This window comes from Mesorhizobium sp. BHscii (assembly GCF_053848065.1).
The window spans coordinates 14,510-37,834 of sequence record NZ_JBSPKW010000023.1 but is presented as its reverse complement, the minus strand read 5'-3'; the positions used below and the strand labels follow the sequence as shown (position 1 = coordinate 37,834).

Sequence of the window (23,325 nt, the reverse complement as noted above, 5' to 3'; positions counted from 1 at the left end):
TCATCGAAATGCGCGGCATCTCCAAGAGCTTCGGCGCCGTCAAGGCAAACGAAGCCGTCGATCTCAGCGTCGCGCCGGGTGAGATTCTCGGGCTGCTGGGTGAAAACGGCGCCGGCAAGACGACGCTGATGAACGTGCTGTTCGGCGCCTATGCGCCCGACGCTGGCGAGATCCTGGTTCAGGGCCGGCCGGTGACGATCAACAGCTCGGCCGACGCGCTTGCCGCCGGCATCGGCATGGTGCACCAGCACTTTCATCTCGCACCGCGGCTTTCGGTGCTGGAAAACCTGCTGATCGGCATCCCCGGAAAGTCGGGCCGGATCGACCGCGCCGGCGGGCTGGCGCGGCTCAACGAGATCGGCCGGCAGCATGGACTCACGCTCGATCCGGACCTTCCCGTCTCGGTGCTGTCGATCGGCGAGCAGCAGCGGCTCGAAATCGTCAAGGCGTTGTTTCGCGGTGCAAGGCTGCTGATTCTAGACGAGCCGACGGCGGTGCTGGCGCCGACAGAGGTCGACGGGCTGTTTTCGGCGCTGCGCTCGATGGCGGCCCAGGGCCTCGGCATCATCTTCATCTCGCATAAGCTCAACGAGGTTAGGGCGCTCACCCATCGCTGCGTGGTGCTGCGGCATGGCCGCGTGGCCGGGCGCGTCGATACCCCCGCAAGCACGACATCCTCGGAGATGGCGCGGCTGATGTGCGGCCACGAAATCGTTCCGCCGGCCAGGGGACCATCGACGACAGGTGCCCCGGTGCTGACCCTCGACGGCATCTCGACGTCGCGGCATTCCGGCATGGCGCTGCGCGACGTGTCGCTCTTCGTGCGTGCCGGCGAGATCCTCGGCATTGCCGGTGTCGCGGGCAATGGCCAGCGGGCGCTTGCCGAGGTGATCTCCGGCGTTCGCGCGCCCGATGCCGGCCGGATGACGATAGCCGGCAAAATGGTCTCGCGGTTCTCGCCGCGCGAGGTGCAGGCGCTCGGTCTCGGGCGCATCCCGGAAGACCGGATGACGACCGGTCTGGTCACCAATTTGCCGCTGGCGGATTCGATGGTGCTGCCGCGCATCGGCACGGGGGCGTTCAGCCGCAACGGCCTGCTCAGGCCGGATGCGATCCGCGCCTTCGCCGAAGCGCAGATCAAGGCCTATGACATACGCTGCCCCGGACCGATGACGCGGGCCGGAGCGCTGTCCGGTGGCAATCTGCAAAAGGCGCTGCTGGCGCGCGAGCTCGCCTTCGACCCCAAGGTGCTGATCGTGTCGCAGCCGACGCGCGGTCTCGACATCGGTGCGGCGCGCTTCATCCACGAAAAGTTCCTCGACATGCGTGGCAGGGGCTGCGGCATCATCGTCCTCGGCGAGGATCTCGAAGAGCTGCTCATGCTCTGCGACCGCATCGCGGTGATGTATGAGGGACGGATCGTCGGCACGCTCGACAGCGCCGACGCCACCATTGCGCGGCTCGGCCTGATGATGACCGGGGCGGAGGGGACAGCCTGATGTTTCGCCTCGAAGCCCGCACCAGCACGCCCGGCTGGTTCAATCTCGCTCTGCCACTGCTGGCGATCGGAGCAACGCTGGTGCTGTGCAGCGGCCTCATCGCGCTGGCCGGTGCCGGCGTCATCGAAGCCTATGGTGTGATGTTCTCGGCGTCGCTGGGCGACAGCTACGCCATCACCGAAACGCTGGTGCGCGCGACCCCGATGATCTTTACCGGGCTGGCCGTCGCCGTCGCCTTCCGTGCCAAATTCTGGAACATCGGCGCCGAGGGGCAGTTGCTGGCCGGTGCGGTGGCGAGCTGCGCGGTCGGCGCCATCCCGATGCCGGGGCCGCTCGCCATGCTTCTCATGGCGGCGGCAGGCGCTGCCGCCGGTGCCGCAGTCGCCTTGGTGCCGGCGACGCTGCGCGTCAAATTTAGTGTTGATGACGTGGTCAGCTCGCTGCTGCTCAACTCGGTCATCTTCTACGCCCTGATGGCGCTGATCGAGGGCCCGTGGAAAGATACGTTCAGCGGCTACCCGATCTCGCCGCCGATCGAGGATTCCGCGAATTTCCCGGTGCTGCTCGAAGGGACGCGGCTGCATCTCGGCGTTGTGGCAGCGTTCCTTGCTGCGCCGGTCATCTGGTTCCTGATCGCGCGCACGACGCTCGGCTTCAGGATCAGGGTCATCGGCGAAAATCCAGAAGCTGCGCGCTATGGCGGCATCCATGTCGAGCGCGTGCTGATCTCGACGGCGCTGCTGTCCGGCGCGCTGGCCGGGCTTGCCGGCGTCGGCGAGGTCGGCGGCGTGCATTTCCAGGTGATGAGCGACATCTCGCCGGGCTATGGCTATTCCGGCATCGTCGTCGCCATGCTGGCGAGGCTCAACCCGCTCGGCGTGGTGCCGGCGGCGCTCTTCCTCGCCGCCGTCATGACCGGCGCTGAGGCGATGTCGCGAGCCACCGGCGTTCCGGCCTTTCTCAGCGATGTCATCCAGGGAACCGCGCTGCTCGCCATGTTGGTGGCGCTGCTGTTCACCGCCTACCGCATCCGCCGCGTGGGGACAGCAAAATGAGCGTCGTGCTCGAACAGATTTTTCAGGTCGGCTTCCTGGCCGCCATCATCCGGATTGCCACGCCGCTGGCTTTCGCAACATTGGGCGAGATGTTCTCCGAGCGCGCCGGCGTGCTCAATCTCGGCATCGAAGGCATCATGCTGTTGTCGGCGATGACCGGCTTCACCGCGACCAGCCTCAGCGGCAGCCTGTGGCTCGGCGTGCTTGCGGCAGTTGTCACCGGTGCGCTGATGGGTGCCGTGCATGCGCTGTTCACGGTGGCGCTCGGCCTTAGCCAGCATGTCTGCGGCATCGGCGTGACGCTGTTCTCGTCGGGCCTCGCCTATTTCCTTTACCGGCTGATCTTCGGCCAGCAATCGGTGCCGCCCAGCATCAAGAGTTTCGAGACGCTGCCGATCCCTGTTCTCTCCGACATCCCGGTGCTCGGACCGGCGGTGTTCAACCAGTTTTCGCTGGTCTACATGGCGATGGCAGCCGTTCCCCTGGCCGCCTTCGTGCTCTACCGGACGCCGTGGGGCCTGTCCGTGCGCATGGTCGGCGAAAATCCGCGCGCCGCCGATTCGGCCGGCGTCGGCGTTATCGCCACGCGCTTCCAGGCGGTGATCCTCGGCGGCGCCCTGATGGGGCTGGGCGGGGCTTTCCTGTCGATGGTGCAGTTCAACGCTTTCACCTTCGGCCTTGTCTCCGGACGTGGCTGGGTGGCGATCGCGCTCGTCGTCTTCGGTCGCTGGGACCCCTGGCGTTCGGCAGGGGCCGCCCTGCTATTCGCCTTCGTCGATGCCTTGCAACTGCGCATGCAGGCGAGCGGGCTCGGCCACATCCCCTATGAGGCGTTCCTGATGCTGCCCTTCATCTTCACCATCGTCGCCATGGCGGTGATGTCGCGCAATGCCGTCGCGCCTTCGGCGCTGCTCAAGCCGTTCCGCCGGGAAGAACGCTGACTAAAGCGCGTCGCATTCGACCGGCCTCCTGCGGCGCGCTTTAGATTGTTGTGTTCTACGCATGTCGTTATCGCAAAACCGCTGCACACTTTTGCGCGACATGCATTAGCCGAGGACCGCCGGCTTCAATATGTCCTCGCACCATTGGCGGAAGCTGGTGGGGGTGGTGGATTGTGGTGTGCGCGGCTCGGCATTGTCGAGGCCCTCGTTCTTGGCCCGGACCATGTCGAGCATACCCTGCGCGAAAGCCTTGGAGGCACCGCGTTCGATGAAACCCGCTTTGAACGCCTCGAAGGAGATCTGCTCAAAGAGCACCGGTTTTCCCAGCACCTCCGACATGATCTGCGCCATATCGTTGAAGGACAGGTCCTCGGGGCCAAGGACCGCGATATGACCCTCTCCGCTCCAGGTGGGGTCGAGCAGCAGCTTGGCGGCGGCAGCAGCGATGTCAAGGGTGGCGCAGGTCGGGAGCTTGCGATCCCCGGAGATTGGCCAGAAGAACATGCCTTGGTCCCTGATCGACCCCACCTGGCGCAGGATGTTGTCCATGAACGAAGGCATCGTCAGCGCCCGGTAGCTCACGCCAGTACTCGCGATCAGATCGTCCATTGCCAGCGACGCCGACACATGCCCGGCCCTCGCGGCAACCGCCGTTCCGCGGCCAAGGGCCGACACTGCGACCACACGTTTGACTCCCAGGCTCTTGATCGCGTCGCAGGCCGGCCGGCTGAAGTCCACATAGGCAGCCTCGACACTCTCGGCGTGGACGTTCGGGGGCGCCAGCCAGAACACGGCGTCGGCGCCAGCGAACGCCTGGTTGACGACTTCGATGTCGCCGTGCGACCCCTGCACGACCTCGACGCGCTCACGTGTGTGCGAGGAGAGACGGGAAGGATCGCGCACGATCACGCGGATCGGTCGGCCGCTGTCGAGGAGATTCTCGAGAACTTGGTCGCCGATGCTGCCTGTGGGTGTGGTGATGACGATCATATGAATCTCTGACTTCGGGTCGTGACCGCTTTTCGCGATCGACGGGGATAGGTAGCTCTCGCGTCCCCCGCCGATCGCGGTCGCCTGAGTCACTCAGACGACCGTGATGAGCGCAACGGTGCGAGGGTGAGCACCTCCAATTCAGGCGTTGAGCGCCGCCAGCACCCGCTCCGGCAGGAATGGATAGTGCCGGAGCCGCACGCCGCCGGTGAGCCGCGCCACCGCGTTGGCGATCGCCGGACCGATCGGCGGCAGACCGACCTGGCCGACGCCGCCGATCGGATTCTCGGGCGTTGGAATCACGGTGACCTGGATGTCTGGTGCCTCGGACATGCGTATCACCCGATAGGTGTCGAAGTTCGATTCCTGCACCTCGCCATCAACGATGTTGATCTGCTCGAACAACGCATGGCTGGCACCGCCTGTGATCCCGGTAATCATCAGCGCTTCGATGTTGCGCGGCTGTACCGCTATCCCCGGATCGACAGCGCACCAAACGGTGTGAACGCGGATCTCGCCGGTCTCCCGGTCAAGCGAGACCTCGGCGATCTCAGCGCAGTGGGAGCCAAAGGCATCGGAATAGGCGACACCCAGCGCCCGCCCGTCGCGTTGGCGGCCCCATTCCGCCATTTCGGCGACGGTTTCGATGACCTTGCGCGCTCGCGGCTGGTCCTTCAGGAGCTCCAGCCGAAGCGCCACAGGATCGACCCCCTTGGCGGTCGCGATTTCGTCGATGACACATTCGATGCCGAACCTGGTGTAGCCAACCCCGACCCCGAACCAGAAGCCTATGTCCAGGCCGTTATCCCTACGGATATATTCGATCTGATGCGCAGGGACGGCATAGTTGAAATGCGCGCCTTCGGTCACCACACTGTCGTGGCCGCCTTCGCTCTCGAACAGTTGAGGCATCGTGCGGGCAAAAATGGAATCCGCCACGATGCGGTGCCGCCATCCGACGATGTTGCCGTCGGCGTCGAGCCCAATCTGCACATGTTGTGCCTCGAGCGGCCGGTACTTGCCATGCTGGACGTCGTCTTCGCGGCTCCAGATGACCTTGACCGGGCGGCCTTGCACCGTCTTGGCGAGCGACACTGCATCGATGATGAAGTCGGCCTCGGCCTTGCGACCAAAGCCGCCGCCGAGCAAGGTGGTATTCACCTTGACCTTGTCAGGGGTGGTGCCGGCCACCTCCGCAGCAAAGCCCTGCGTGCCCGTTGGCCCTTGCGTCGGCGCCCAGACTTCAACCGTATCGCCCGTCACCAGCGCCGTGGCGTTCATCGGCTCCATAGTCGCGTGGTGAACATGGTCGCTCATGTAATCGACCTCGATGAGAGTTGCGGCCTTCGAGATCGCTGTCTGTGCGTCACCTTCCGTGCCCGCGCTGACGCCGGTTTGGGCGAGGTCGCGGCCAATGTTGCGATACTCTTCCAACAGTCGATCGCTGGTGTAACTGCGAATCCGCGACGACGTGGTCCACACAATTTTGAGCAGATCCTTGGCCCGCCTCGTCGCCTCGACCGTCTCGCCGATGATGCCGACGCCGTAGGGCAGCGGCACGATATGGATGATGCCCGGCACGGCCCTGGCTTCGACATCGTCGATGGTTTCCGGCTGCTCGCCCTGTACCGGTGCCCGCAGCACCGCTCCGTAGAGCATGTCCGGAAGCTGCACGTCGATGCCGAAGATCGCGGTGCCGTCGACCTTCGAGGGCACGTCGACACGCGGTACAGTCAGATTTCCGATATAGCGCCACTGATCGCTCGGCTTCAGATCGGCTTCGGTCGCCTGCGGCAGCGGGTCCGGAAGCGCGCCGGCCGCGGCGACCTCGCCGTAGTCGAGCGAGCGGCCCGATCGCGCGTGGACGACCCGGTTGGGATCCGTGGTGAGTTCGCTCACCGGGACGTTGAGCATGTCGGCAGCACTCGCCAGGATGATCTTGCGGGTCTGGGCGCCGACCAGGCGCAGCATATTGTAGTAGCCCCGCGTGGATTCACTCCCACCGGTGAGCTGCACGCCGTAAAGGCCAGGGTTGCCGTACTTCTCTGCGTCGGACGGAGCTTGGACGACGCGAACCTTGTGCCAATCGGCGTCCATGTCCTCGGCGATTAGCAGCGGCAGCGTCGTCATGATGCCTTGCCCCATCTCGGATGCGGGTGACATGATGGTCACGGTGCCGTCGGCCGCGATGGTCAGCCAGGCGTTCGGCCGATAACTGCCCTCGACCGTCGGCGCAACGCTGTCGCCCGAGGCATCCTGGAGCAGGCCTCCGAACGCAACCGCCATGCCGGTGGCGCCGACGGTGATGAGGAAGCTGCGCCGCGAGAGCGCTCTGGTGTGCAGCTGCAATCTCTTGGTCATGGCTCAGGCCTCCCGTGCGGCGCGCTGAATGGCGCTGATGATTCGCACATAGATCCCGCAGCGGCAGATGTTGCCGTCCATGTGTTCGACGATCTGGTCGCGGGTGGGGTTGGGGTTGCTCTTGAGGAGCGCCGCCGCCTGCATGATCTGCCCGGACTGGCAATAGCCGCATTGCGGCACCTGCTCGGCGATCCAGGCTTGCTGCAGCGGATGGCTGGCATCCGGCGACAGGCCTTCGATCGTTGTCACTTCCATTCCGGCCACGTCCTGAAGCATGGTCACGCAGGAGCGCGTCGGCTCGCCGTCGACGTGAACGGTGCAGGCGCCACATTGCGCGATGCCGCAGCCGAATTTGGTGCCCGTGAGTTTCAGATGCTCCCGTATCACCCACAAAAGCGGCGTATCTGGCTCGGCAGCAAGGTCCACCGCCCGTCCATTGATCGTGAACGCTGTCATGACTCTTGTTCCTTTATCTGGCGCAATCATCCGGTGTCATTCAGTGATGATGGCGAGTTTATTCCGCGTTACCCATAGAATGTCCTCCGTTACCCGCGGCGGTAACATCTAAACATTTCAAGAGTTCTGATTATTACTTCACCGATGGCCGCATTATCGGAGGCGTTGTTATTAAATACCCAGTTGAGGAAATGCGGTCTATGCTGTAAAGTCCGTATTATCTTCGCAATCGTCCGGAACGCCCATGGATCCGCTCTCAGATGTGCTGTCGCTGCTGAAGCCACGCAGTCACGTGTCCGCTGGCTTCGACGCAGGTGGGAACTGGTCGATCCAGTTCTCCGACCAGCACGAACGCATCAAATGCTACGCTGTGGTTTCCGGAGGGTGCTGGCTCTCCGTGGAAGGCGTTGCTGACGCGGTGCGCCTGGAGAAGGGAGACTGCTTCGTGCTGCCGAGTGGGCGGCCTTTCCGCCTCGCAAGCGACATGACTTTGATGCCGGTCGAAGCTGGCACGATTTTTCCCCCGGCGCGCGCTGGCGGCGTCGTGACCTATAATGGCGGCGGTGATTTCTTTCTTGTCGGCAGCCGCTTCGCCGTCAGTGGCAGTCATGCCGGCATGCTGTTGGGGATGCTGCCGCCCATCGTCCATATTCGGAAAGAAACGGATCAGGCGGCGCTGCGCTGGTCGGTGGAGCGGATGATGCAGGAGCTGCACGAGCCGCAGCCTGGCGGTTTTCTGGTCGCGCAACACCTCGCCCACATGATGTTGGTTCAGGCCCTGCGCCTGCATCTGGCGGAAGGGCTGGGAGGTGGCGTTGGATGGTTCTTCGCCCTGGCAGACAGACAGATGGCTGCTGCGATCAACTCCATGCACGACGATCCGGCGCATCGCTGGACATTGCAGGAGCTGGCGCAGCGTGCCGGCATGTCACGATCGACCTTTGCCCTGAAATTCAAAGAGATGGTTGGGACGTCACCAATGGAGTACCTGACGAACTGGCGAATGCTGCTGGCGGGGGACAGGCTGGCGAATTCCAGCGATCCAATTTCCATCATCGCCCTGTCGCTCGGCTACGAATCCGAAAGCGCCTTCAGCACGGCCTTCAAGAGGGTCATGGGCTGTACACCACGGCAACATGGCCGTGGCCGGAATCCCGCTTTCCCTTCAAATAGCCAGGGGGAAGCGCTCCGCGCCAGTCGGTTCGAATCCATCGCAGGCTGATATGCGCGAGTGGGGGCGCTGCAAGTCGATCCAGCCCGAGCCGAAAGGGATTCTCAGCCGCCGCTTAGCGCCCGCATCACATTCGGCAGCGCCGGCAGCGTCAACAAAACCGTGCCGGCAAGCCAGATGGACGAGACGACGATGCTCCTGGGGTACGCCGACCAGCGCTCATAGAGCGCGGCCGGGACGCCGGCGAGCATGATGGTCATCGTCGACAGGATCAGCGCACTTGCCATGTAAACGATCTGGCTTAAGGGAGGCGCCCAGCCCGGATACCAGACCGGATAGAACAGGAACACCAACAGCACCCACGGCGAAAAGATACCGTTGACGATGGCGACCGCCATGACCGGCACAAGAGCGTTTCTGTCCATTGCCTCAACCCCCTTGTGAAGCCATCGGCGCAATGCCGAAATTGATCAGAAAAACGAGATAGCCGACGCGCAAGGCCATAAGCCAGAGCACGCTGAAGACGATCACCACCGGCTGGGTCAGGATCGACGGCGTGATGGTCCGCACGATCCGCAGGACCGGGTCCGTGACGGACTTGAAGAAGCGCCAGATGTAGTTGTCCCAGCTTTCGGGCACGAAGAGGCCGAGCAGGAGACGCCCCATCAGCGTGTACATCACCGCGGCGAGGATGAAATTCGGTATGTGGAAATACCAATAGGACCAGAAATCGTTCATGGGCGATTTTCCAAGCGGCGGCGGCGCCGCGTTATGCCAGCGACGTCCCCGAAATGAAAGCGGGGTCCGTCACCGGACCCCGCCTCTTGCGCCGATCGCTATGCGCAATCAGGCAATCTTTTCTTCCATCATCTGCTTGCCGCGAGGGACACGGATTTCCTCGATGAAATCCTGCATATCCCGTGACGGCGCCCTGGTGAGAAGGCTGACAATGATCATCACGGCGAAGCCCACCGGCAGTCCAAAAGTCGCCGACGAGATGTTTTTCACCCCCCACCACAATTCCATGTTCGGCGTCGCCTTGTCGAAATCGGCGCCGTACTGGGTCATCACCAGATAGAAGAGGGTGATGCCGAAGCCTGCGATCATGCCGGCGACAGCGCCGGTCGAATTGGCCCGCTTCCACCAGACGCCGAGCACCAGCGCCGGGAAGAGCCCGCCGGCGGCCAGAGAGAACGCCCACGACACCATCGACAGGATGTCCGACGGCTTGGTTGACGCGACGTAGGCGGCCAGCACCGCGACCATAACCAGCAAGATGCGGGACACGATCAGACGCCGCGACGTAGGCGCATTCTGGTCGATCATCTTGTAGTAGATGTCGTGGCTGAGCGCGTTGGCGATGGCCAGCAGCAGGCCGTCCGCAGTCGACAGCGCGGCGGCAAGGCCGCCGGCGGCGACGAGGCCCGAGATGACGTAAGGCATGCCGGCCATTTCCGGCGTGGCCAGCACGATCATGTCGGCGTTGAGGTTGATGTCGGCAAACGAAAGGGCCGTGACGCCCTTTTCGGCGCAGGCCGCGACGATCGCCGCGGTGTCTGTCGCCGCCTTGCCGCAGATCTGCACGAGCGTATTGTCGGCAGCGGCCCAGCGCATCATCCATCCGGCTTTCTCGGCGATGTTTTCAGGCGTCAGGCCCGACGCCACCAGGTCGAGCATTGTCCACTTGGCGAATGCCGCATAGGCGGGCGCGGTGAAGTACAGGATGAAGATGAACAGCAGCGACCAGGCGACCGAGACACGCGCTTCCCGCACCGACGGGGTGGTGAAGTAGCGCATCAGGACGTGCGGCAATGACGCCGTTCCGATCATCAGGCAGAGAATGAGCAGGAAGTAGTTCTTGGCATCATAGCCGCCATGCACGAATGGCGTGATGTGATGCACCGCGATGCCCTGCGCCGTCTCAAGCGCGGTGATGTTCGCCAGCGCCTGGCCCTGCATCAATTGCGGGATAGGAATGCCCGTCTTCACCGTGGACATCCAGATGGCGGGGATCAGGTAGGCGATGATCAGCACGATGTACTGGGCGACCTGCGTCCAGGTGACGGCGCGCATGCCGCCGAGCATCGAGCACACCAGGATGCCGGCGAGGCCGACATAGACTGCGACGTTGAAGTCGATGCCAAGGAAGCGAGCCGAGATCAGCCCGGTGCCGAAAATCTGCGCGACCACATAGGTAAACGAGCAGGAGAACAGAACGATCACGCCGATGAAGCGGGCGAGATTGCCGCCATAGCGCGCCGACAGGAAGTCGGGAACCGTGTAGGCGCCGAACTTGCGCAGATAGGGCGCAACGAGGATGGCCACGAGCACGTAGCCGCCAGTCCAGCCGAGCACGAAGCCGAGGCCGTCATAGCCGAGCAGGTAGAGCGAGCCGGCCATGCCGATGAAGGAAGCCGCCGACATCCAGTCGGCGCCGGTCGCCATGCCGTTGTAGAGCGCCGGTACGCGACGCCCGGCGACGTAATATTCGCCGACATGCATGGTGCGGCTCAGGATGCCGATCACCGCGTAGATGACGATGGTAAAGCCCATGAACAGGTAGCCGATTACAACGTTCTCGACACCCATGGCGCTCAAGATGGCCATCAGGATGATGAAGGCTATGAAGCCGCCGGTGTAGAGGCCGTAGATGCGGCCAAGATTGGAGGTGAAGTCGCCTCCGCTTGCGGTGGTAGATGTCGTGTTAGCCATTGACGTTCCCCCCGATCAATCTTCATTGACATGATGCTCTTCGTCGATCGCGTTCTGGCGCCGTGCGAACCAGAACAGCATGACGACGAAGGCGATAAGCGAACCCTGGGCGGCCATGTAGAAGCCGAGCGGAAAACCAAAAATAACGATGGTGTTGAGTTGCTCCACGAACATGTGGATGACGTAACCGAAGAACACCCACAGGCCCAGCATGACGAACATGAGGCTCTTGGTCTTGTTCCAATAACTTACGCGGTCTGGTGTCGCCATAGCGTTGAACCTCCCTTGGTTGGCAGCTTGCGAACCGTCTCGACCGCAAGGCGCCGTTTAAAGCTTGCCTCTTCCGCTAAGGCGGAAGCCCTCCGGCATGTGTAGCGGTCAGGTATAGAATCAGTGACCGTAACTTTATAGGAGTAACACTTCTTGCCGCTTCTGTTCATACGACTTTAGAATCGGTGAGAGGACTGGAGAACCGGTGAGAGGACTTGAATCGGTAAGAGGGCTGGCGGTGCGGCGTCACGGAGGCTAAACGATCAACATCGGTTGGAAAAACCGAAGGGAGAGCGTCATGGGCCTGCTGACCAACCTGTTGCCCGAGTTCCTGCGTAAGCCGCACCCGATCGGCAGCGTCAGCGACCTGGCTGACTTCATGGATTCGCGCGCCGCCTTCCTGGCGCAGAAAAGCATCGTCGAGTTCTGCCGCGTCAGGGCAGGGGTCTACTGGCAGAAGCTGTTCAGCGAGAAGGAGTTCCAGGCGGCGCTCAACCATTCACGCTGGCGCGCCTACCCTGCCTGCTATGCCATCGTGGCGGAAATGGTGGAGGGTGCGCTGCGCGAACCCGCCGGCTTGCGCCAGCGAGGCCTGCCAGCGGCGCTGGAAAAAGTGGCCTTGGCAAGCTTCTCCAAATATGCCGTTCCGGACGGCTCGCCCCCGACTTTCTGGGAGGACGCCACCGAGCTCACACGTCAACGTCTCGCCGCCACGCAGATCGGTCCGCCGCGGCCGGTGCGCGAGATCCCCGAGCCGCTGGCGCGAACGGTTTTCGAGATGGTCCCGATCCACCCCAATCTCCTGACCAACGACTATGACTATATCTTCAACTTCCTGAGGATGAATCTGCTGCGCGCGCATGAGGATTTCCTTGCGCAGGCTGACCGCAGCGCCCTCGTCGACGAGTTGCTGGGTGCCGCGCGCATCTGAGCTTTGTTCCGGCGCGCCGATATCCAGGGCTCCCCGTTCGGCCTCGCACCGTCCGAGCGTCGCCGGCTATGCGAACATCAGGTCCCGCACCAGGTCGGGTGCCGACTGGAGGCGCTTGATGAGGCTCTTGAGCTCTGCCTGCTGCTCGCGCGTCAGGGCATTGATCTCGATACGGTTGGATACAGGTATACCAGCGTAGATGTCATGCGTCTGCTGAGCGAGCAGCAAGCCGATCAGCATGGAATGGCCGGCCAGCATCGCCTTCATGTCGCGCTCGCCGCCGATATCCTGCGCGATCAGCCTCTCGAGCCGGGCACGCGTGCTCCGCTCGCGGATGCCGTGGCGAATTGCAAGCGTGCGTGCGGTCGCGACGATCGGAAAAAGGCCATACTTCTTGATGTCCAGCCGGCCATTTTCAAGCTGAAAGCCGCCAAAAACAGTGAAGGGATTGCCGGTTGTCATCTGCTCGCCGAGAAGCTTCGCGAATACCGGCTCGGCGTGGCCACGGTCATACGCATATTCGATGAACTGCGCGGCCAGCGTCGTGTCACCGTGAACCGGCCGCAGATCGTAGACGATATCGACGTTGAGCAGATCCTCCGGCCGTAGGCGGCGAACCCAATCTTCGACGCGCCCCTTCCAGGTGTCGAGGCTTCCGCGGAATGCGGCGTTCGCGGCCATTACCCCGCCTTTGCAATACGGCACGCCTGAGATGTCGAGCATGTCGGCGAGCTTGGTGCCGAGCTTTTTGAACCAGCTGTCTTCGGCCCCGCCCGGCTCGCCATCTGCGAAGACGATTGCGTTGTCCTGGTCGGGGGCTATCAGGCTTTCGCCACGGCCGCCTGAGCCGAGCACGAGCACGGCGTAGGCGCAGGGCGGCGGGCCGTGACCTTCGATCTGCATCTGTTGTTCGGCAAGCACGGCGGCGCGGCGGGTAAGCGAGCAAAGTTCATCGCTGATGATTTCCGCCACCGCGCGCGGGTCGATCGCTTCGCCGATGAGCGAACGTACCACGCCCGGCAGCATCGACCAGGTGGCGGCCAGTTCGGCGGCGTCCTTGGCATGTTCGATCGTGTCGTCGAGATCGATGGCAGCGGCGGCGCGCAGCCTCAGCAGGTCACGCGCCGAAAGCACGCCGACCAACACGCCCCCGTCGTGGACGGCGAGGTGGCGGACTTTCAGCCGACCCATGCGGCCGATCGCCCGATAAGCGAAGGCGGCGGCGCGGATGCTTATCAGCGGTCGCGTTGCGATGCTTCCGACCGGCATGTCAAAAGCCCGCTCGGCGTCGGACGATATGCGGCGCAGCAGGTCACGCTCGGTAACGATGCCATACTCCTCAATCGGTCGATCCGGCGTTCCTCGGTCGGACACCAGGACCGAGCTGATCTTGCGCTTGACCATGAGGTCGATGACCTGCCTTGTCGGTTTGGTCGATTTCACCACGACTGGCGGGCTGCTCATGAGGCTGCCGACGCGATGGCGATAGGCATAGGGATCAACCGGCTGAAACGCGGGAGCCTGGGGTCGCGACACCGGCTCGGCCCAGCCGGCGCGATGGCCGGCTTCGAGAGCATCCGAAAGGGCAAGGCAGGCGACTTCGGCCTCTCCGAGTGTTCGGATGTTGCGCTTGCGCAACTCCGGTATCAACCCGGCAAAGATGTCTCCCGCCGCGATCGCATCGCCCAGAGCCGAATGGCGGCCAGCTATCTCCAGGCGAAGCCAGGCGGCGATCGTCTCCAGCGAATGGTCCGCCAGATTGGGATTTGCTATGGTTGCAAGAAGCCGGACGCACAGCGCCCGAGGCTTTTTCCAGGGCAAACCGGCGCGGCGGCATTCGCGCTCCAATACCGCCAGGTCGAAGCCGATCGAGTGGCCGACAAGGATGCGGTCGCCGACGAACTCCTGGAATTGCGCCCATGCATCCGGGAAGCTCCCGGCGCCGTCAACATCGCCATCCGTGATGCCGTGGACGAGCGAAGCCTCGGACGGGATTGCTTCGCCAGGATCGATGAGGAGATCGAACCGAGGTTGCCGGACGACCTTGCCATGCGCGATGCCGATCGCGCCAATCTGGACCACGCGCGCCTTGGTGGCGTCGGGCCCGGTTGTTTCGGTGTCAACGGCGGCAGCCGCAATTGCTATCAGCGGTGTCGCGCCGGTCGCCGGCTTCAATTCCGTCCCCTTCGGCATAGCCGATAGCCTTCCTCTGCCGGATTTCTTGCCGAGACAGCGCCCTGTCGATGTCGGAAAGGTCGATCCTGCTTGCCCTGCAAACATAGAGCGCGCCAACGGGCCGCGTCGATGGCCGAATTTCATGCTGTGGCGTTCGCAAAGATGCCCCGGTCGGCCTGGAGCTGCACGCCGGTACGTCCATACTGAATCCCGGAGGACCACCCGTCCAGGCGGCACATTCGCCTTAAAGTGATTTGATACGGTCGCGGCGCTCGCACATTGTCGGCGAGTTTGTTGCCGAGGCGCCGATGGATGAGATCAGGCGGGTTGCTGTGGGGTGTATCGGGCGCGCCGTAATGTTCGGATCGCTTGCCATCGGCTGTGTCATGGTCGGCTTCTCCTTCAGCCCGGTGTCCGCATTCCGCTCCGGCGCGTTCCTCACGCTGACGATGGTTCTGGCCCTGATGTGGAAAGCCACGACCGCAGCCAGCAAGGATCCCAAGCACACCGAAGTCTGGCTCTACCTTGATGAGAAATCGCGCCCAGCCGATGGTCCGGCGCGACGGGTGTTCGGCACCATCATGAGTGACGTTTATAGACTCTACGCCCGGATCGCGCTCGGGGTGGCGGTCGGGTTCTTCCTGGTGTCGCTCGTGCTGATGCTGTTCGGTCTGGAAGCTTACAGGCCGCCCGCCAAATAGGCGGCCCGCCCCCCCATTCCCGCCCCTCCGCCTGCATGAGCCCGGCGTTTTGCCATCGGGCTTGGAAGTGCCGCTCTAAGCAGCAAACAAACCAAATTTCCATCCAGTTTGAGAAGAACATTCTAAGGATCGCTGGAAAATAGCACTCGACAAAGTCTACTGATTTTATAGATTGATCGCCCAGACGGAGGTCGATATGTCCTATTTCCAGAACGCCCGGATTGCCCGCAAAGGCCAAAGGCTCGGTTCTGAGCAGACGTGGCGGCCGGCCTATGCGGGCGCCTTTGCCTATTTCGTCTTTGCCCTTGCGTTCGTGTTCACCGGGGCAGTCGTTCTGGGTCTTATTCCCTGATGATGGCCCCCGAGTGATCGGGTCCTGACTTACAGGGATAGCGATCTGCCGTTTCGCAATATCGGAGTTGAATGAACCGAATGCCGGTGTGCTTTTGCGCGCCCTGATCTCAACGTGATGGAGGAGATGGCAATGCCGATCGAGTTCACGCATGTTCCCGGTAAAACTCACCCTGCCGATTCAACCGTGCCGTTTTTCTACGATTTCGCGGAAACCGCGACAAAGCTGTCGCTGATCGAGAACATCGGTTTCCAGAAGATCGTCGTCGACGATCCGGCCGGGCTGCTGACCAATATGGATATTGCCGCCCGGGCGTTGGACCGCACGTCCTCACTCGAGGTCGTTCTCACGCATTGGGCCGGTGTGATCGAGCCGACGGTGGCGGCACGGCAACTGGCGGCGCTCGACGCGAAAAGCGGCGCGCGGTTGTCGCTCAGGATGCTCAGCGAGCCGCTGAACGATGACGATGCCGAAACACGTCCGGTCGGTCATACGGTCGTCTGGCAGCGGATCGACGAATATCTGGTGCTGCTGAAGCGGTTGTGGTCGAACGACAGGCCGTTCGATCATGAAGGCGCCTTCTACAGCGTCAAGGGCGGCTATGTGCCGCGCAAGGGGCCGACTGTCGCTGACGTGACCATCCGCATGGGCGGCCAGTCCGGAACGGCCCTCAAGGTGGCCGGGCGGCATGCCGATGTCTTCGAACTGGCGCCAGGTTCGCTCAACGAGATCCGCCAGCTGATGGAGCGGGTGCGCAGTGCCGCCGCCGAACACGGCCGGGCCGGCAAGCTGCGTTTCGCGCTTCCCGTCCGGATCCGTTCGGAGGACAACGCCTCCTGCCAGAAGGCGGTCGAAATTGCTGGGCCGCCGGCGCAGATCGCGTTGTCGCTGCTCCCTTATGCAGCCCTGGGAATCGAGGAATTCATGATCATCGGCGTCGACAGGCCGCGCGAGATCGCAATGGCTGGCCGCGAAATGATCGCGCTGCTGCGCAACACTCTGGCGCACCGCGAGGCTCCGCAGCCCGAGGCGTTTGTCTCTCGCTCGATCAGAGAAGCACGTGCCGGGTGAGGAGCCCGCAAGGCTTGACGCCGAAAGTCCTCGATGCGGTGGCAGAAGCCTGGCTTTCGCGCCGCACTGGGCGCCGGCCGCCGTTCGTCGAATGGCAGGGCTATCCGCTGTCTGGCCGCCAGCCCGAAGCGCTTGGCAGTGCCAAGGCCCCGATCATTGCCTTTCCACATCAGCACCATGAAATAAGGCCCTCCGACCAGAGCAGCCAGCAAACCCGCCGGAATCTGCCATGGGAAATGAGCATTCGGCCGGTCCAGTCGGCCGAAACAAGCATCATGCCGCCAAGCATCGCCGATGCGAAAAGCTGCGGTAAGGCGCGTTGGAAGCCGAGCATGCGGGCCAGGTGCGGCGCCGTAGGAATCGAGCGCCGTGAACAGCGTGAAATTGCTCTCCTTGAGCTGCAGCCCGTCCTTGTAGAAGACGCCCTGGAGTTCGAAATGCCGCGCATCTGCAGGCCGTGGCCACGATTGTCGGTGCCGTAGAGATTGCCGCTTGCACCTGGCGTATAACGCAGCGCGCTAGTCAGGCTGTCCACCGCCTGCGCTTCCATCTGGTCTTTGGTGATGACCGATATCGATTGCGGCGTCTCGATCAGCGGTGTGTCGGTCTTGGTGGCGGTGGAGCCCTGGGTGGCGACATAGCCATCGACCGTTCCAAAGGCGCTTTCGACGCGTTCCTGGACGTTGATCGGGTCGAGAGTGGTGGTCGCTTCCTGCGCGACGGCGTGGCCGCTGCCAAGCAGCACAGGCAGCGACATCGCCGCGATCAGCAGGTTTCGGCGCGCAGTCACTTCATCTTGAGTTCTCCCGCGACCTGAACCAACGACCATCTCGGCGCGCTCCACATTTTCGAATTTCGACGCAAATCCGGCGCGTCACGACATTTTGTTGACTCAAAAAGCCATCATCATTGTTGACTATTAAACTCATGTTTCATAGTCAACCGGGCATCGGCGCCGAAAACCGGGATTGCCGAAAGCCGGATTTCGAGATGCACGCACAAAGCTGGAGGGAGGCCGAGACCGTGGCAGGAACTCATGCCCAGACTGCCTTCCATGTCGAGGCGGTGCGGTTCGCTGTCGGCGAGCGGACGCTGCTCGGGCCGGTCACACTCGAACTGCAACGCTCGCGCGTCTACGGGCGGATCGGGCACAACGGCTCTGGTAAGTCGACGCTGATCAAGCTCCTGGCTCGCCAGCAGCCGGCAAGCTCGGGCGGCATCACCTTCGCGCAGCGGCCGCTGGTGCAGTGGGGTGCGCGCGCACTCGCCCGCGCGCTCGCCTATCTGCCGCAGATGACGCCGGCGGCGACCGGCCTGACCGTGCGCGAACTGGCGACGCTCGGCCGCTACCCCTGGCACGGCGCGCTCGGCCGTTTCGGGCATGAGGACAGGCGCCATGTCGACGAGGCGCTTGCCCTGACCGACATGGCGGATTTCACCGACCGGCTGGTGGACGAATTGTCCGGCGGCGAGCGCCAGCGCGCATGGCTGGCCATGCTGTTGGCGCAGAATGCCGGCGTCATGCTGCTCGACGAGCCGATCTCGGCGCTCGACATCGCCCATCAGGTCGAGGTGCTGGGGCTGGTCAGGGACCTCAGCCGCAAACGCGACCTGTGCGTCGTCGTCGTGCTGCACGATCCCAACATGGCGGCGCGCTACTGCGACGAATTGATCGCACTGAAGGACGGCAGGCTGCTGACGCGCGGCACGCCGGACCAGATCATGCAGGGCGACGTGCTCAAAGGTATTTTCGGTGTCGAGATGGGCGTGTTTGCGCACCCCGTCACCGGCCAGCCGATCGGCTATGTGCAATGAGGCCACTGTGAGAATAAGGAAGAAGCCCTTGTCCAGACATGGTTTGTTCGCGGCGTTGCTCGCATCCGTCATCCTGTCGGCCGGCGGCACTGCCGCCCAGGAGCAACCGGCCGCCCCGGCGATCGAGGCGCCGGCTCCTGCGCCTGGGCAGGCTGCGCCAGGCGCGGCCGCGCCACCGGCGATGCAGCCCACCGTGACAACGCCCACCGAGACCACGCCTATCGAGACCATGCCTATCGAGACTGGTCCTTCGACGGCGACGTCTTTGACCTTACCGCATGATCTGTCGCCATGGGGCATGTTCATGGCGGCCGATATCGTCGTGAAGGCGGTAATGATCGGGCTGGCCATTGCGTCCTTGGTCACCTGGACGATATGGCTGGCCAAATCGCTGGAAATCCTTGGCGGCAAGCTGCGCGCCCGCCGCGCGGCACAAGCGATCGGCAATGCCGCGACGTTGAACCAGGCCGGCCGCGCGCTTGGCCACAATGGCGGTCCCGGCGCCCTGCTGGTGCGGGCGGCAGAGGAAGAGACCGCGCTTTCGGCCGGCTCGCTCGACCATGTGTCCGGCGACGGATTGAAGGAGCGGGTCACCTCGCGCCTGTCGCGCATCGAGGCGGCGGCGGCGCGGCGCATGTCGCGCGGCACCGGCGTGCTGGCGACGATCGGCTCGACTGCGCCCTTCGTCGGCCTTTTCGGCACGGTCTGGGGCATCATGAACGCCTTCATCGGCATCTCGCAGGCACAGACCACCAATCTCGCTGTCGTTGCCCCGGGAATCGCGGAAGCCTTGCTGGCCACCGCGATGGGCCTTGTCGCGGCGATCCCGGCGGTGGTCATCTACAACGTCTTCGCGCGATCGATAGCCGGCTACAGGCAGATCCTCGCCGACGCGTCGGCAGGGGTCGAACGGCTGGTCAGCCGGGATCTGGATTTCCGCACGGTCGCGCCGGCAAAGCAGATGGCCGCGGAATGAACACGGAGTGACTCCATGGCAGCTAGAATTCGAGAGAACATCGACGGCGATCTCGAGGAAAACCATGAGATCAACGTCACGCCGTTCATCGATGTCATCCTGGTCCTGCTGATCATCTTCATGGTCGCGGCGCCGCTGGCGACGGTGGATGTCAATGTCGACCTGCCGGGCTCGACCGCGACGCCGGCTCCCCGGCCGGAGACGCCGCTGTTCCTGACGCTGAAAAACGATCTCAGCCTGGCGATCGGCAACGACACCGTGCCGCGCGAAGCCTTCGCCGCCACGCTCGTCGGCAGGACAAAAGGCGACAGGCAGACGCGCATCTTCCTGCGCGCCGACAAGGCGGTCGGCTATGGCGATCTGATGGAGGCGATGAACCTTCTGCGGGGCGCCGGCTATCTGAAGATCGCGCTGGTCGGTCTCGAGACCGCGCCCGGCGATGCCGCGGCGCCGCAAGTCGGAACGGGCCAATAATGTCGCCGGCGGCCGCCCTGCCGATGGCCGATCAGCGGCGTTTCGGCATGCGCGAGATTGCCTGGTGGGCGGGCGCGGCTGCGCTGGTTCTGGTGGCGCATGCCGCGATCGGCTATGCGATGCAGAGCTGGCGCCCGGCCGAGCCCGATGGCGGGCCGCCGCAGGCGCAGGTGATCGAGTTGTCGCCGATGGCGTTCACGCCAGCCATGCCGGCCCCGATACCGGACGAGGTGGCGCCCGATCAGCCGGATCCGGCCGAGGAGCCCGTAGCCGAAACGGAGCCTCCGCCCGAATCGCCCGTCGAGCAGGCAGAGCCGGTCACCGAGCCGTCGGAAACCGCTCCGGCCGACACAGTCGAGCCCACCCCGCCGACCATGGCGGAGCGGGTCGACCAGCCGCCGCTCGAGGAGGTCATGCCGGACGTTGCCGAGGCCGTCACGCCACAAGTGGTCATCCCGCTGCCGCAGCCGAAACCGGTCGAGGCACCCGTCGAGGCCAAGACAAAGAAGCAGGCAAAGACCGAGGTAAAAGAGCCGGCCGAGGTGAAGGCGAAGAAGTCGGTCGAAAAGGCCAAAAACCGTCCGAAAAAGGAGAAAGCCGCACCGCCGCGGACGACGGCCAGTCTCGCTGCGAAACCCGCAGCCAGGGCGGCCGCACCGAAATCGGCCAAAGCAACGGCTTCGAGATCAGGTGTGAGCTCGTCCAAGTGGAACTCGCAATTGCATGCGTGGATCAGGCGGCATACGCGCTATCCGAGGGCAGCGAAAGCCCGGCGCGCGGAAGGTACTCCGAAGGTGACCTTTACGGTCGACGCATCCGGCCGGGTCCTATCCGCCCGGCTTACTCGTTCCTCCGGCGATCCGGACCTCGACCATGCGGCGCTCAGCGCGCTGCAGGGCGCCAAAGTGCCGGCGCCGCCGCCGGAAAAAGCGGGCACATCTGTCGCGGCGCCTTTCACATTCAAGCTGGATTAGGGCGACACACCGAGACCATTTGATCCTGTCCTGTTCGAAGTTGTCTTTGCCGGATGCAGACCATTGCAGCCCGCATCCGGCGACGATTTTCGACTATGGCTGGCGCTTCTCTTGCGAGCGCGCGTCCCTTTTCTTGCGCCAGGGCGCGTTGGCTTCCCAGTCGCCGGCCATGATGCAGCCATAGGGCAGGACCTCGTCGACGATCTCGGCCAGGCCGAAATGCTCGATCTGATAGACGTCGTTGCTGCTCCAACTGACGGGAGTTGGGATTGCGACACGAGATGAAGCGGCTGGATCGCTCTCTCCTTGTCGTCATCAAATTGTCATGCGGTGGCCGTAGGAATCCATAATTCCGGATTTGTGGATACATGGACAAGACGACAGCTCTTCTCGCATTGGCAGCGCTTGGCCAGGACACCAGGCTCGAAGTGTTTCGCCTGCTGGTCCGGGCGGGCGCAGACGGTGTGCCGGCCGGCGAGATCGCCTTGCGCCTCGGTACGGTGCAGAACACCATGTCGGCGCATCTGAAGGTCCTCGACCATGCCGGCCTGGTCCGTGCCGAGCGCGACGGCCGGACAATCCGCTACGTCGCCGATATGACCGGCTTTCGGAATCTCCTTGCCTATCTCATGGAGGATTGCTGCAGCGGCGCGCCGGAGCTCTGCCAGCCGGTCATTCAGGCGGTGACCTGCAACTGTTAGAAGGGACTACGCCATGAGCGAGCCATACAACGTGCTTTTTCTCTGCACCGGCAATTCGGCGAGGTCGATCCTCGCCGAAGCGATCTTGAACCGTGTCGGCGCCGGCAAGTTCAGGGCCTATTCGGCCGGATCGCACCCGAAGGGAGAGGTCCATTCCTACGCGCTCCAGCTTTTGAAAACCCTGAATCACGACACGTCCTTCGCCCGTTCGAAGGACTGGCAGGAATTCGCGGCTTCCGGCGCGCCCGAGATGAATTTCGTTTTTACCGTCTGCGACAATGCGGCCAATGAATCCTGCCCGGTGTGGCCGGGACAGCCGATGACGGCGCACTGGGGCGTGCCCGACCCGGCCGCCGTGGAAGGCACCGACGCCGAAAAACATCTGGCCTTTGCCGAAGCCTATCGCATGCTCAACAATCGGATCTCGATCTTCGTCAGCCTGCCGATGAACACGATCGACAGGCTCGCCCTGCAGAAACGGCTGGATGAAATCGGCCGCGATCTACCGAAGGCCGGCTAATATGGCGGTTGACCTGTCCCGTCGCATTGTCGCGGAAGCGCTCGGCACGGCAATGCTTGTCGCGACGGTTGTCGGGTCCGGGATCATGGCCGACAGGCTGACGGGCGACGTCGCTGTTTCCCTGCTCGGCAACACCTTGCCGACTGGAGCGATTTTGGTGGTGTTGATCACCATACTCGGACCGATTTCCGGGGCGCATTTCAATCCGGCGGTGACGCTGGTTTTCGCCCTCAGGCGGGAAATCGAAGCGAACGCCGCACTGGCCTATGTCATCGCCCAGCTTGTCGGGGGCGTTGCCGGGACGCTGCTGGCGCACGTCATGTTCGAACTGCCGATTCTACAAATCTCGCAAACCGTGCGGACCGGAAACGGACAATGGCTCGCGGAGTTGGTGGCCGCCTTCGGCCTGGTCTTCACCATTCTGGCGGGACTTCGCTTCCGTTCGGATGCGATTCCCTGGCTGGTCGGCCTCTACATCACCGCGGCCTATTGGTTCACCGCATCGACGTCGTTCGCCAATCCGGCGGTCGCCATTGCGCGAGCGGTTTCAAACACGTTCGCGGGCATCCGTCCTGTTGACCTGCCGGCGTTCATCGTCGCCGAGCTGCTGGGCGCGCTGCTTGCCATGGCCTTGGCAGGATGGCTGCTCAGCGAGCCCAAACCAATCAGACAGATGAGAGCCGCGAAATGACCATCACCATCTACCATAACCCCGACTGCGGCACCTCGCGCAACACGCTCGCCATCATCCGGCAGTGCGGCGAAGAGCCTGATGTGATCGAGTATCTGAAGAACCCGCCGTCGCGCGAACGGCTGGTCGAGCTGATCAAGGCGACGGGAATGACGCCGCGCGAGTTGCTGCGCGAGAAGGGTACGCCGTACGCCGAGCTCAACCTCGGCGATCCCAAATGGACCGACCACGAGATTGTCGATTTCATGCTGGCGCATCCGATCCTGATCAACCGGCCGATCGTGGTGACGCCGCTCGGCACCATGCTTGCTCGGCCGTCGGAAGCCGTTCTCGATATCCTGCCCAATCCGGATATCGGGCCGTTCACCAAGGAAGACGGCGAAGTGGTGATCGATGCATCGGGGCGGCGCGTCTGAAGGTATAATCCAGTTCTTCGATAATCTTGGAAATAGAACTTGACGACACCCGGCAGCGGGAGCTAGCGTATTA

General features: G+C 63.4%; 25 protein-coding genes. 16 read left to right on the top strand and 9 right to left on the bottom strand.

Going from position 1 to position 23,325, the window contains the following annotated elements; all coding sequences use genetic code 11:
• Positions 1-8 precede the first annotated feature (8 nt).
• The 3 genes from ACWTU7_RS25750 to ACWTU7_RS25740 are packed head-to-tail and all read left to right on the top strand — an operon-like array spanning position 9 to position 3,495.
• The gene (locus tag ACWTU7_RS25750; protein WP_455840867.1) at positions 9-1,499 is read left to right on the top strand and encodes an ABC transporter ATP-binding protein; all 1,491 of its coding nucleotides are present in this window, start codon (positions 9-11) and stop codon (positions 1,497-1,499) included.
• Positions 1,499-2,554, top strand: coding sequence for an ABC transporter permease (locus tag ACWTU7_RS25745; protein ID WP_029349211.1), 1,056 nt, complete (start codon positions 1,499-1,501; stop codon positions 2,552-2,554). The genes ACWTU7_RS25750 and ACWTU7_RS25745 overlap by 1 nt, the downstream gene beginning before the upstream one ends.
• Positions 2,551-3,495 carry an ABC transporter permease gene (locus ACWTU7_RS25740; protein ID WP_455840827.1) on the top strand — a complete coding sequence of 315 codons (945 nt, stop codon included), beginning with the start codon at positions 2,551-2,553 and terminating at the stop codon, positions 3,493-3,495. The genes ACWTU7_RS25745 and ACWTU7_RS25740 overlap by 4 nt, the downstream gene beginning before the upstream one ends.
• Positions 3,496-3,600: 105 nt before the next feature.
• Here ACWTU7_RS25740 and ACWTU7_RS25735 read toward each other — a convergent pair whose 3' ends face one another.
• The 3 genes from ACWTU7_RS25735 to ACWTU7_RS25725 form a co-directional block, all read right to left on the bottom strand.
• The gene (locus ACWTU7_RS25735; RefSeq protein ID WP_455840826.1) at positions 3,601-4,485 is read right to left on the bottom strand and encodes an NmrA family NAD(P)-binding protein; all 885 of its coding nucleotides are present in this window, start codon (positions 4,483-4,485) and stop codon (positions 3,601-3,603) included.
• Positions 4,486-4,626: 141 nt separating this feature from the next.
• A complete protein-coding gene (locus ACWTU7_RS25730) occupies positions 4,627-6,846 on the bottom strand; it encodes a molybdopterin cofactor-binding domain-containing protein (protein WP_455840825.1) in 2,220 nt (739 codons plus the stop codon).
• Positions 6,847-6,849: 3 nt separating this feature from the next.
• Positions 6,850-7,302 carry a (2Fe-2S)-binding protein gene (locus tag ACWTU7_RS25725; RefSeq protein ID WP_455840824.1) on the bottom strand — a complete coding sequence of 151 codons (453 nt, stop codon included), beginning with the start codon at positions 7,300-7,302 and terminating at the stop codon, positions 6,850-6,852.
• A gap of 244 nt (positions 7,303-7,546) precedes the next feature.
• Here ACWTU7_RS25725 and ACWTU7_RS25720 point away from each other — a divergent pair, with 244 nt between their 5' ends.
• Complete coding sequence (locus ACWTU7_RS25720; protein WP_455840823.1) at positions 7,547-8,524, top strand: AraC family transcriptional regulator; 978 nt, start codon at positions 7,547-7,549, stop codon at positions 8,522-8,524.
• A 53-nt stretch (positions 8,525-8,577) separates the two neighbouring features.
• Here the strand turns inward: ACWTU7_RS25720 and ACWTU7_RS25715 are convergent, their stop codons facing one another.
• From ACWTU7_RS25715 to ACWTU7_RS25700, 4 genes are all read right to left on the bottom strand, one after another.
• On the bottom strand, positions 8,578-8,898 hold the full coding sequence (locus ACWTU7_RS25715) for a hypothetical protein (RefSeq protein ID WP_095520134.1): 321 nt from the start codon (positions 8,896-8,898) through the stop codon (positions 8,578-8,580).
• 4 nt (positions 8,899-8,902) lie between these two features.
• Positions 8,903-9,211, bottom strand: a complete 309-nt coding sequence (locus tag ACWTU7_RS25710; protein WP_029349200.1) for a YggT family protein — start codon at positions 9,209-9,211, stop codon at positions 8,903-8,905.
• A 108-nt stretch (positions 9,212-9,319) separates the two neighbouring features.
• Entirely contained in the window at positions 9,320-11,185 is a 1,866-nt protein-coding gene (locus ACWTU7_RS25705) for a sodium:solute symporter family protein (protein WP_455840822.1), read from the bottom strand.
• A gap of 15 nt (positions 11,186-11,200) precedes the next feature.
• On the bottom strand, positions 11,201-11,455 hold the full coding sequence (locus ACWTU7_RS25700) for a DUF4212 domain-containing protein (protein WP_065010248.1): 255 nt from the start codon (positions 11,453-11,455) through the stop codon (positions 11,201-11,203).
• Between the two features lie 298 nt (positions 11,456-11,753).
• On the opposite strand from ACWTU7_RS25700, the gene ACWTU7_RS25695 reads away from it, so the two are divergent.
• Positions 11,754-12,386 (top strand): hypothetical protein, encoded by a 633-nt coding sequence (locus ACWTU7_RS25695; RefSeq protein WP_065010247.1) that lies wholly within the window; start codon positions 11,754-11,756, stop codon positions 12,384-12,386.
• A gap of 66 nt (positions 12,387-12,452) precedes the next feature.
• Here the strand turns inward: ACWTU7_RS25695 and ACWTU7_RS25690 are convergent, their stop codons facing one another.
• Positions 12,453-14,579: a DUF294 nucleotidyltransferase-like domain-containing protein gene (locus ACWTU7_RS25690; protein WP_455840821.1), complete on the bottom strand. Its 2,127-nt coding sequence runs from the start codon at positions 14,577-14,579 to the stop codon at positions 12,453-12,455.
• A gap of 290 nt (positions 14,580-14,869) precedes the next feature.
• On the opposite strand from ACWTU7_RS25690, the gene ACWTU7_RS25685 reads away from it, so the two are divergent.
• The 3 genes from ACWTU7_RS25685 (at position 14,870) to ACWTU7_RS25675 (ending at position 16,685) form a co-directional block, all read left to right on the top strand.
• Entirely contained in the window at positions 14,870-15,262 is a 393-nt protein-coding gene (locus ACWTU7_RS25685) for a hypothetical protein (protein ID WP_051695693.1), read from the top strand.
• Positions 15,263-15,458: 196 nt separating this feature from the next.
• Complete coding sequence (locus ACWTU7_RS25680) at positions 15,459-15,614, top strand: hypothetical protein (protein ID WP_455840820.1); 156 nt, start codon at positions 15,459-15,461, stop codon at positions 15,612-15,614.
• A 132-nt stretch (positions 15,615-15,746) separates the two neighbouring features.
• Positions 15,747-16,685, top strand: coding sequence for an LLM class flavin-dependent oxidoreductase (locus ACWTU7_RS25675; RefSeq protein ID WP_455840819.1), 939 nt, complete (start codon positions 15,747-15,749; stop codon positions 16,683-16,685).
• A 169-nt stretch (positions 16,686-16,854) separates the two neighbouring features.
• Here ACWTU7_RS25675 and ACWTU7_RS25670 read toward each other — a convergent pair whose 3' ends face one another.
• Positions 16,855-17,475 (bottom strand): TonB-dependent receptor plug domain-containing protein, encoded by a 621-nt coding sequence (locus ACWTU7_RS25670; RefSeq protein WP_455840818.1) that lies wholly within the window; start codon positions 17,473-17,475, stop codon positions 16,855-16,857.
• A gap of 233 nt (positions 17,476-17,708) precedes the next feature.
• Between ACWTU7_RS25670 and ACWTU7_RS25665 the strand changes: the two genes are divergently transcribed.
• The 8 genes from ACWTU7_RS25665 to arsC all read left to right on the top strand — a co-directional run bounded on the left by ACWTU7_RS25665 (position 17,709) and on the right by arsC (position 23,252).
• Positions 17,709-18,500, top strand: a complete 792-nt coding sequence (locus ACWTU7_RS25665; RefSeq protein WP_455840817.1) for an ATP-binding cassette domain-containing protein — start codon at positions 17,709-17,711, stop codon at positions 18,498-18,500.
• A gap of 28 nt (positions 18,501-18,528) precedes the next feature.
• A complete protein-coding gene (gene exbB, locus ACWTU7_RS25660) occupies positions 18,529-19,476 on the top strand; it encodes a tonB-system energizer ExbB (RefSeq protein WP_455840816.1) in 948 nt (315 codons plus the stop codon).
• A 15-nt stretch (positions 19,477-19,491) separates the two neighbouring features.
• On the top strand, positions 19,492-19,950 hold the full coding sequence (gene exbD, locus ACWTU7_RS25655; protein ID WP_455840815.1) for a TonB system transport protein ExbD: 459 nt from the start codon (positions 19,492-19,494) through the stop codon (positions 19,948-19,950).
• On the top strand, positions 19,950-20,924 hold the full coding sequence (locus ACWTU7_RS25650) for a TonB family protein (RefSeq protein WP_455840814.1): 975 nt from the start codon (positions 19,950-19,952) through the stop codon (positions 20,922-20,924). The genes exbD and ACWTU7_RS25650 overlap by 1 nt, the downstream gene beginning before the upstream one ends.
• Positions 20,925-21,292: 368 nt before the next feature.
• Positions 21,293-21,625: an ArsR/SmtB family transcription factor gene (locus ACWTU7_RS25645; protein WP_455840813.1), complete on the top strand. Its 333-nt coding sequence runs from the start codon at positions 21,293-21,295 to the stop codon at positions 21,623-21,625.
• 13 nt (positions 21,626-21,638) lie between these two features.
• Positions 21,639-22,145, top strand: coding sequence for an arsenate reductase ArsC (locus ACWTU7_RS25640; RefSeq protein ID WP_455840812.1), 507 nt, complete (start codon positions 21,639-21,641; stop codon positions 22,143-22,145).
• A 1-nt stretch (position 22,146) separates the two neighbouring features.
• Positions 22,147-22,836, top strand: a complete 690-nt coding sequence (locus tag ACWTU7_RS25635) for an aquaporin (protein ID WP_455840811.1) — start codon at positions 22,147-22,149, stop codon at positions 22,834-22,836.
• Complete coding sequence (gene arsC, locus ACWTU7_RS25630) at positions 22,833-23,252, top strand: arsenate reductase (glutaredoxin) (protein WP_455840810.1); 420 nt, start codon at positions 22,833-22,835, stop codon at positions 23,250-23,252. The genes ACWTU7_RS25635 and arsC overlap by 4 nt, the downstream gene beginning before the upstream one ends.
• The last annotated feature ends 73 nt before the right edge of the window (positions 23,253-23,325 follow it).

What these genes read in the sequence shown, in the direction of transcription:
- ACWTU7_RS25750 (WP_455840867.1), top strand. Translation starts at nt 9, where the DNA reads ATGCGCGGCATCTCCAAGAGCTTCGGCGCCGTCAAGGCAAACGAAGCC.
- ACWTU7_RS25745 (WP_029349211.1), top strand. Translation starts at nt 1,499, where the DNA reads ATGTTTCGCCTCGAAGCCCGCACCAGCACGCCCGGCTGGTTCAATCTC.
- ACWTU7_RS25740 (WP_455840827.1), top strand. Translation starts at nt 2,551, where the DNA reads ATGAGCGTCGTGCTCGAACAGATTTTTCAGGTCGGCTTCCTGGCCGCC.
- ACWTU7_RS25735 (WP_455840826.1), bottom strand. Translation starts at nt 4,485, where the DNA reads ATGATCGTCATCACCACACCCACAGGCAGCATCGGCGACCAAGTTCTC.
- ACWTU7_RS25730 (WP_455840825.1), bottom strand. Translation starts at nt 6,846, where the DNA reads ATGACCAAGAGATTGCAGCTGCACACCAGAGCGCTCTCGCGGCGCAGC.
- ACWTU7_RS25725 (WP_455840824.1), bottom strand. Translation starts at nt 7,302, where the DNA reads ATGACAGCGTTCACGATCAATGGACGGGCGGTGGACCTTGCTGCCGAG.
- ACWTU7_RS25720 (WP_455840823.1), top strand. Translation starts at nt 7,547, where the DNA reads ATGGATCCGCTCTCAGATGTGCTGTCGCTGCTGAAGCCACGCAGTCAC.
- ACWTU7_RS25715 (WP_095520134.1), bottom strand. Translation starts at nt 8,898, where the DNA reads ATGGACAGAAACGCTCTTGTGCCGGTCATGGCGGTCGCCATCGTCAAC.
- ACWTU7_RS25710 (WP_029349200.1), bottom strand. Translation starts at nt 9,211, where the DNA reads ATGAACGATTTCTGGTCCTATTGGTATTTCCACATACCGAATTTCATC.
- ACWTU7_RS25705 (WP_455840822.1), bottom strand. Translation starts at nt 11,185, where the DNA reads ATGGCTAACACGACATCTACCACCGCAAGCGGAGGCGACTTCACCTCC.
- ACWTU7_RS25700 (WP_065010248.1), bottom strand. Translation starts at nt 11,455, where the DNA reads ATGGCGACACCAGACCGCGTAAGTTATTGGAACAAGACCAAGAGCCTC.
- ACWTU7_RS25695 (WP_065010247.1), top strand. Translation starts at nt 11,754, where the DNA reads ATGGGCCTGCTGACCAACCTGTTGCCCGAGTTCCTGCGTAAGCCGCAC.
- ACWTU7_RS25690 (WP_455840821.1), bottom strand. Translation starts at nt 14,579, where the DNA reads ATGCCGAAGGGGACGGAATTGAAGCCGGCGACCGGCGCGACACCGCTG.
- ACWTU7_RS25685 (WP_051695693.1), top strand. Translation starts at nt 14,870, where the DNA reads ATGGATGAGATCAGGCGGGTTGCTGTGGGGTGTATCGGGCGCGCCGTA.
- ACWTU7_RS25680 (WP_455840820.1), top strand. Translation starts at nt 15,459, where the DNA reads ATGTCCTATTTCCAGAACGCCCGGATTGCCCGCAAAGGCCAAAGGCTC.
- ACWTU7_RS25675 (WP_455840819.1), top strand. Translation starts at nt 15,747, where the DNA reads ATGCCGATCGAGTTCACGCATGTTCCCGGTAAAACTCACCCTGCCGAT.
- exbD (WP_455840815.1), top strand. Translation starts at nt 19,492, where the DNA reads ATGGCAGCTAGAATTCGAGAGAACATCGACGGCGATCTCGAGGAAAAC.
- ACWTU7_RS25650 (WP_455840814.1), top strand. Translation starts at nt 19,950, where the DNA reads ATGTCGCCGGCGGCCGCCCTGCCGATGGCCGATCAGCGGCGTTTCGGC.
- ACWTU7_RS25645 (WP_455840813.1), top strand. Translation starts at nt 21,293, where the DNA reads ATGGACAAGACGACAGCTCTTCTCGCATTGGCAGCGCTTGGCCAGGAC.
- ACWTU7_RS25640 (WP_455840812.1), top strand. Translation starts at nt 21,639, where the DNA reads ATGAGCGAGCCATACAACGTGCTTTTTCTCTGCACCGGCAATTCGGCG.
- ACWTU7_RS25635 (WP_455840811.1), top strand. Translation starts at nt 22,147, where the DNA reads ATGGCGGTTGACCTGTCCCGTCGCATTGTCGCGGAAGCGCTCGGCACG.
- arsC (WP_455840810.1), top strand. Translation starts at nt 22,833, where the DNA reads ATGACCATCACCATCTACCATAACCCCGACTGCGGCACCTCGCGCAAC.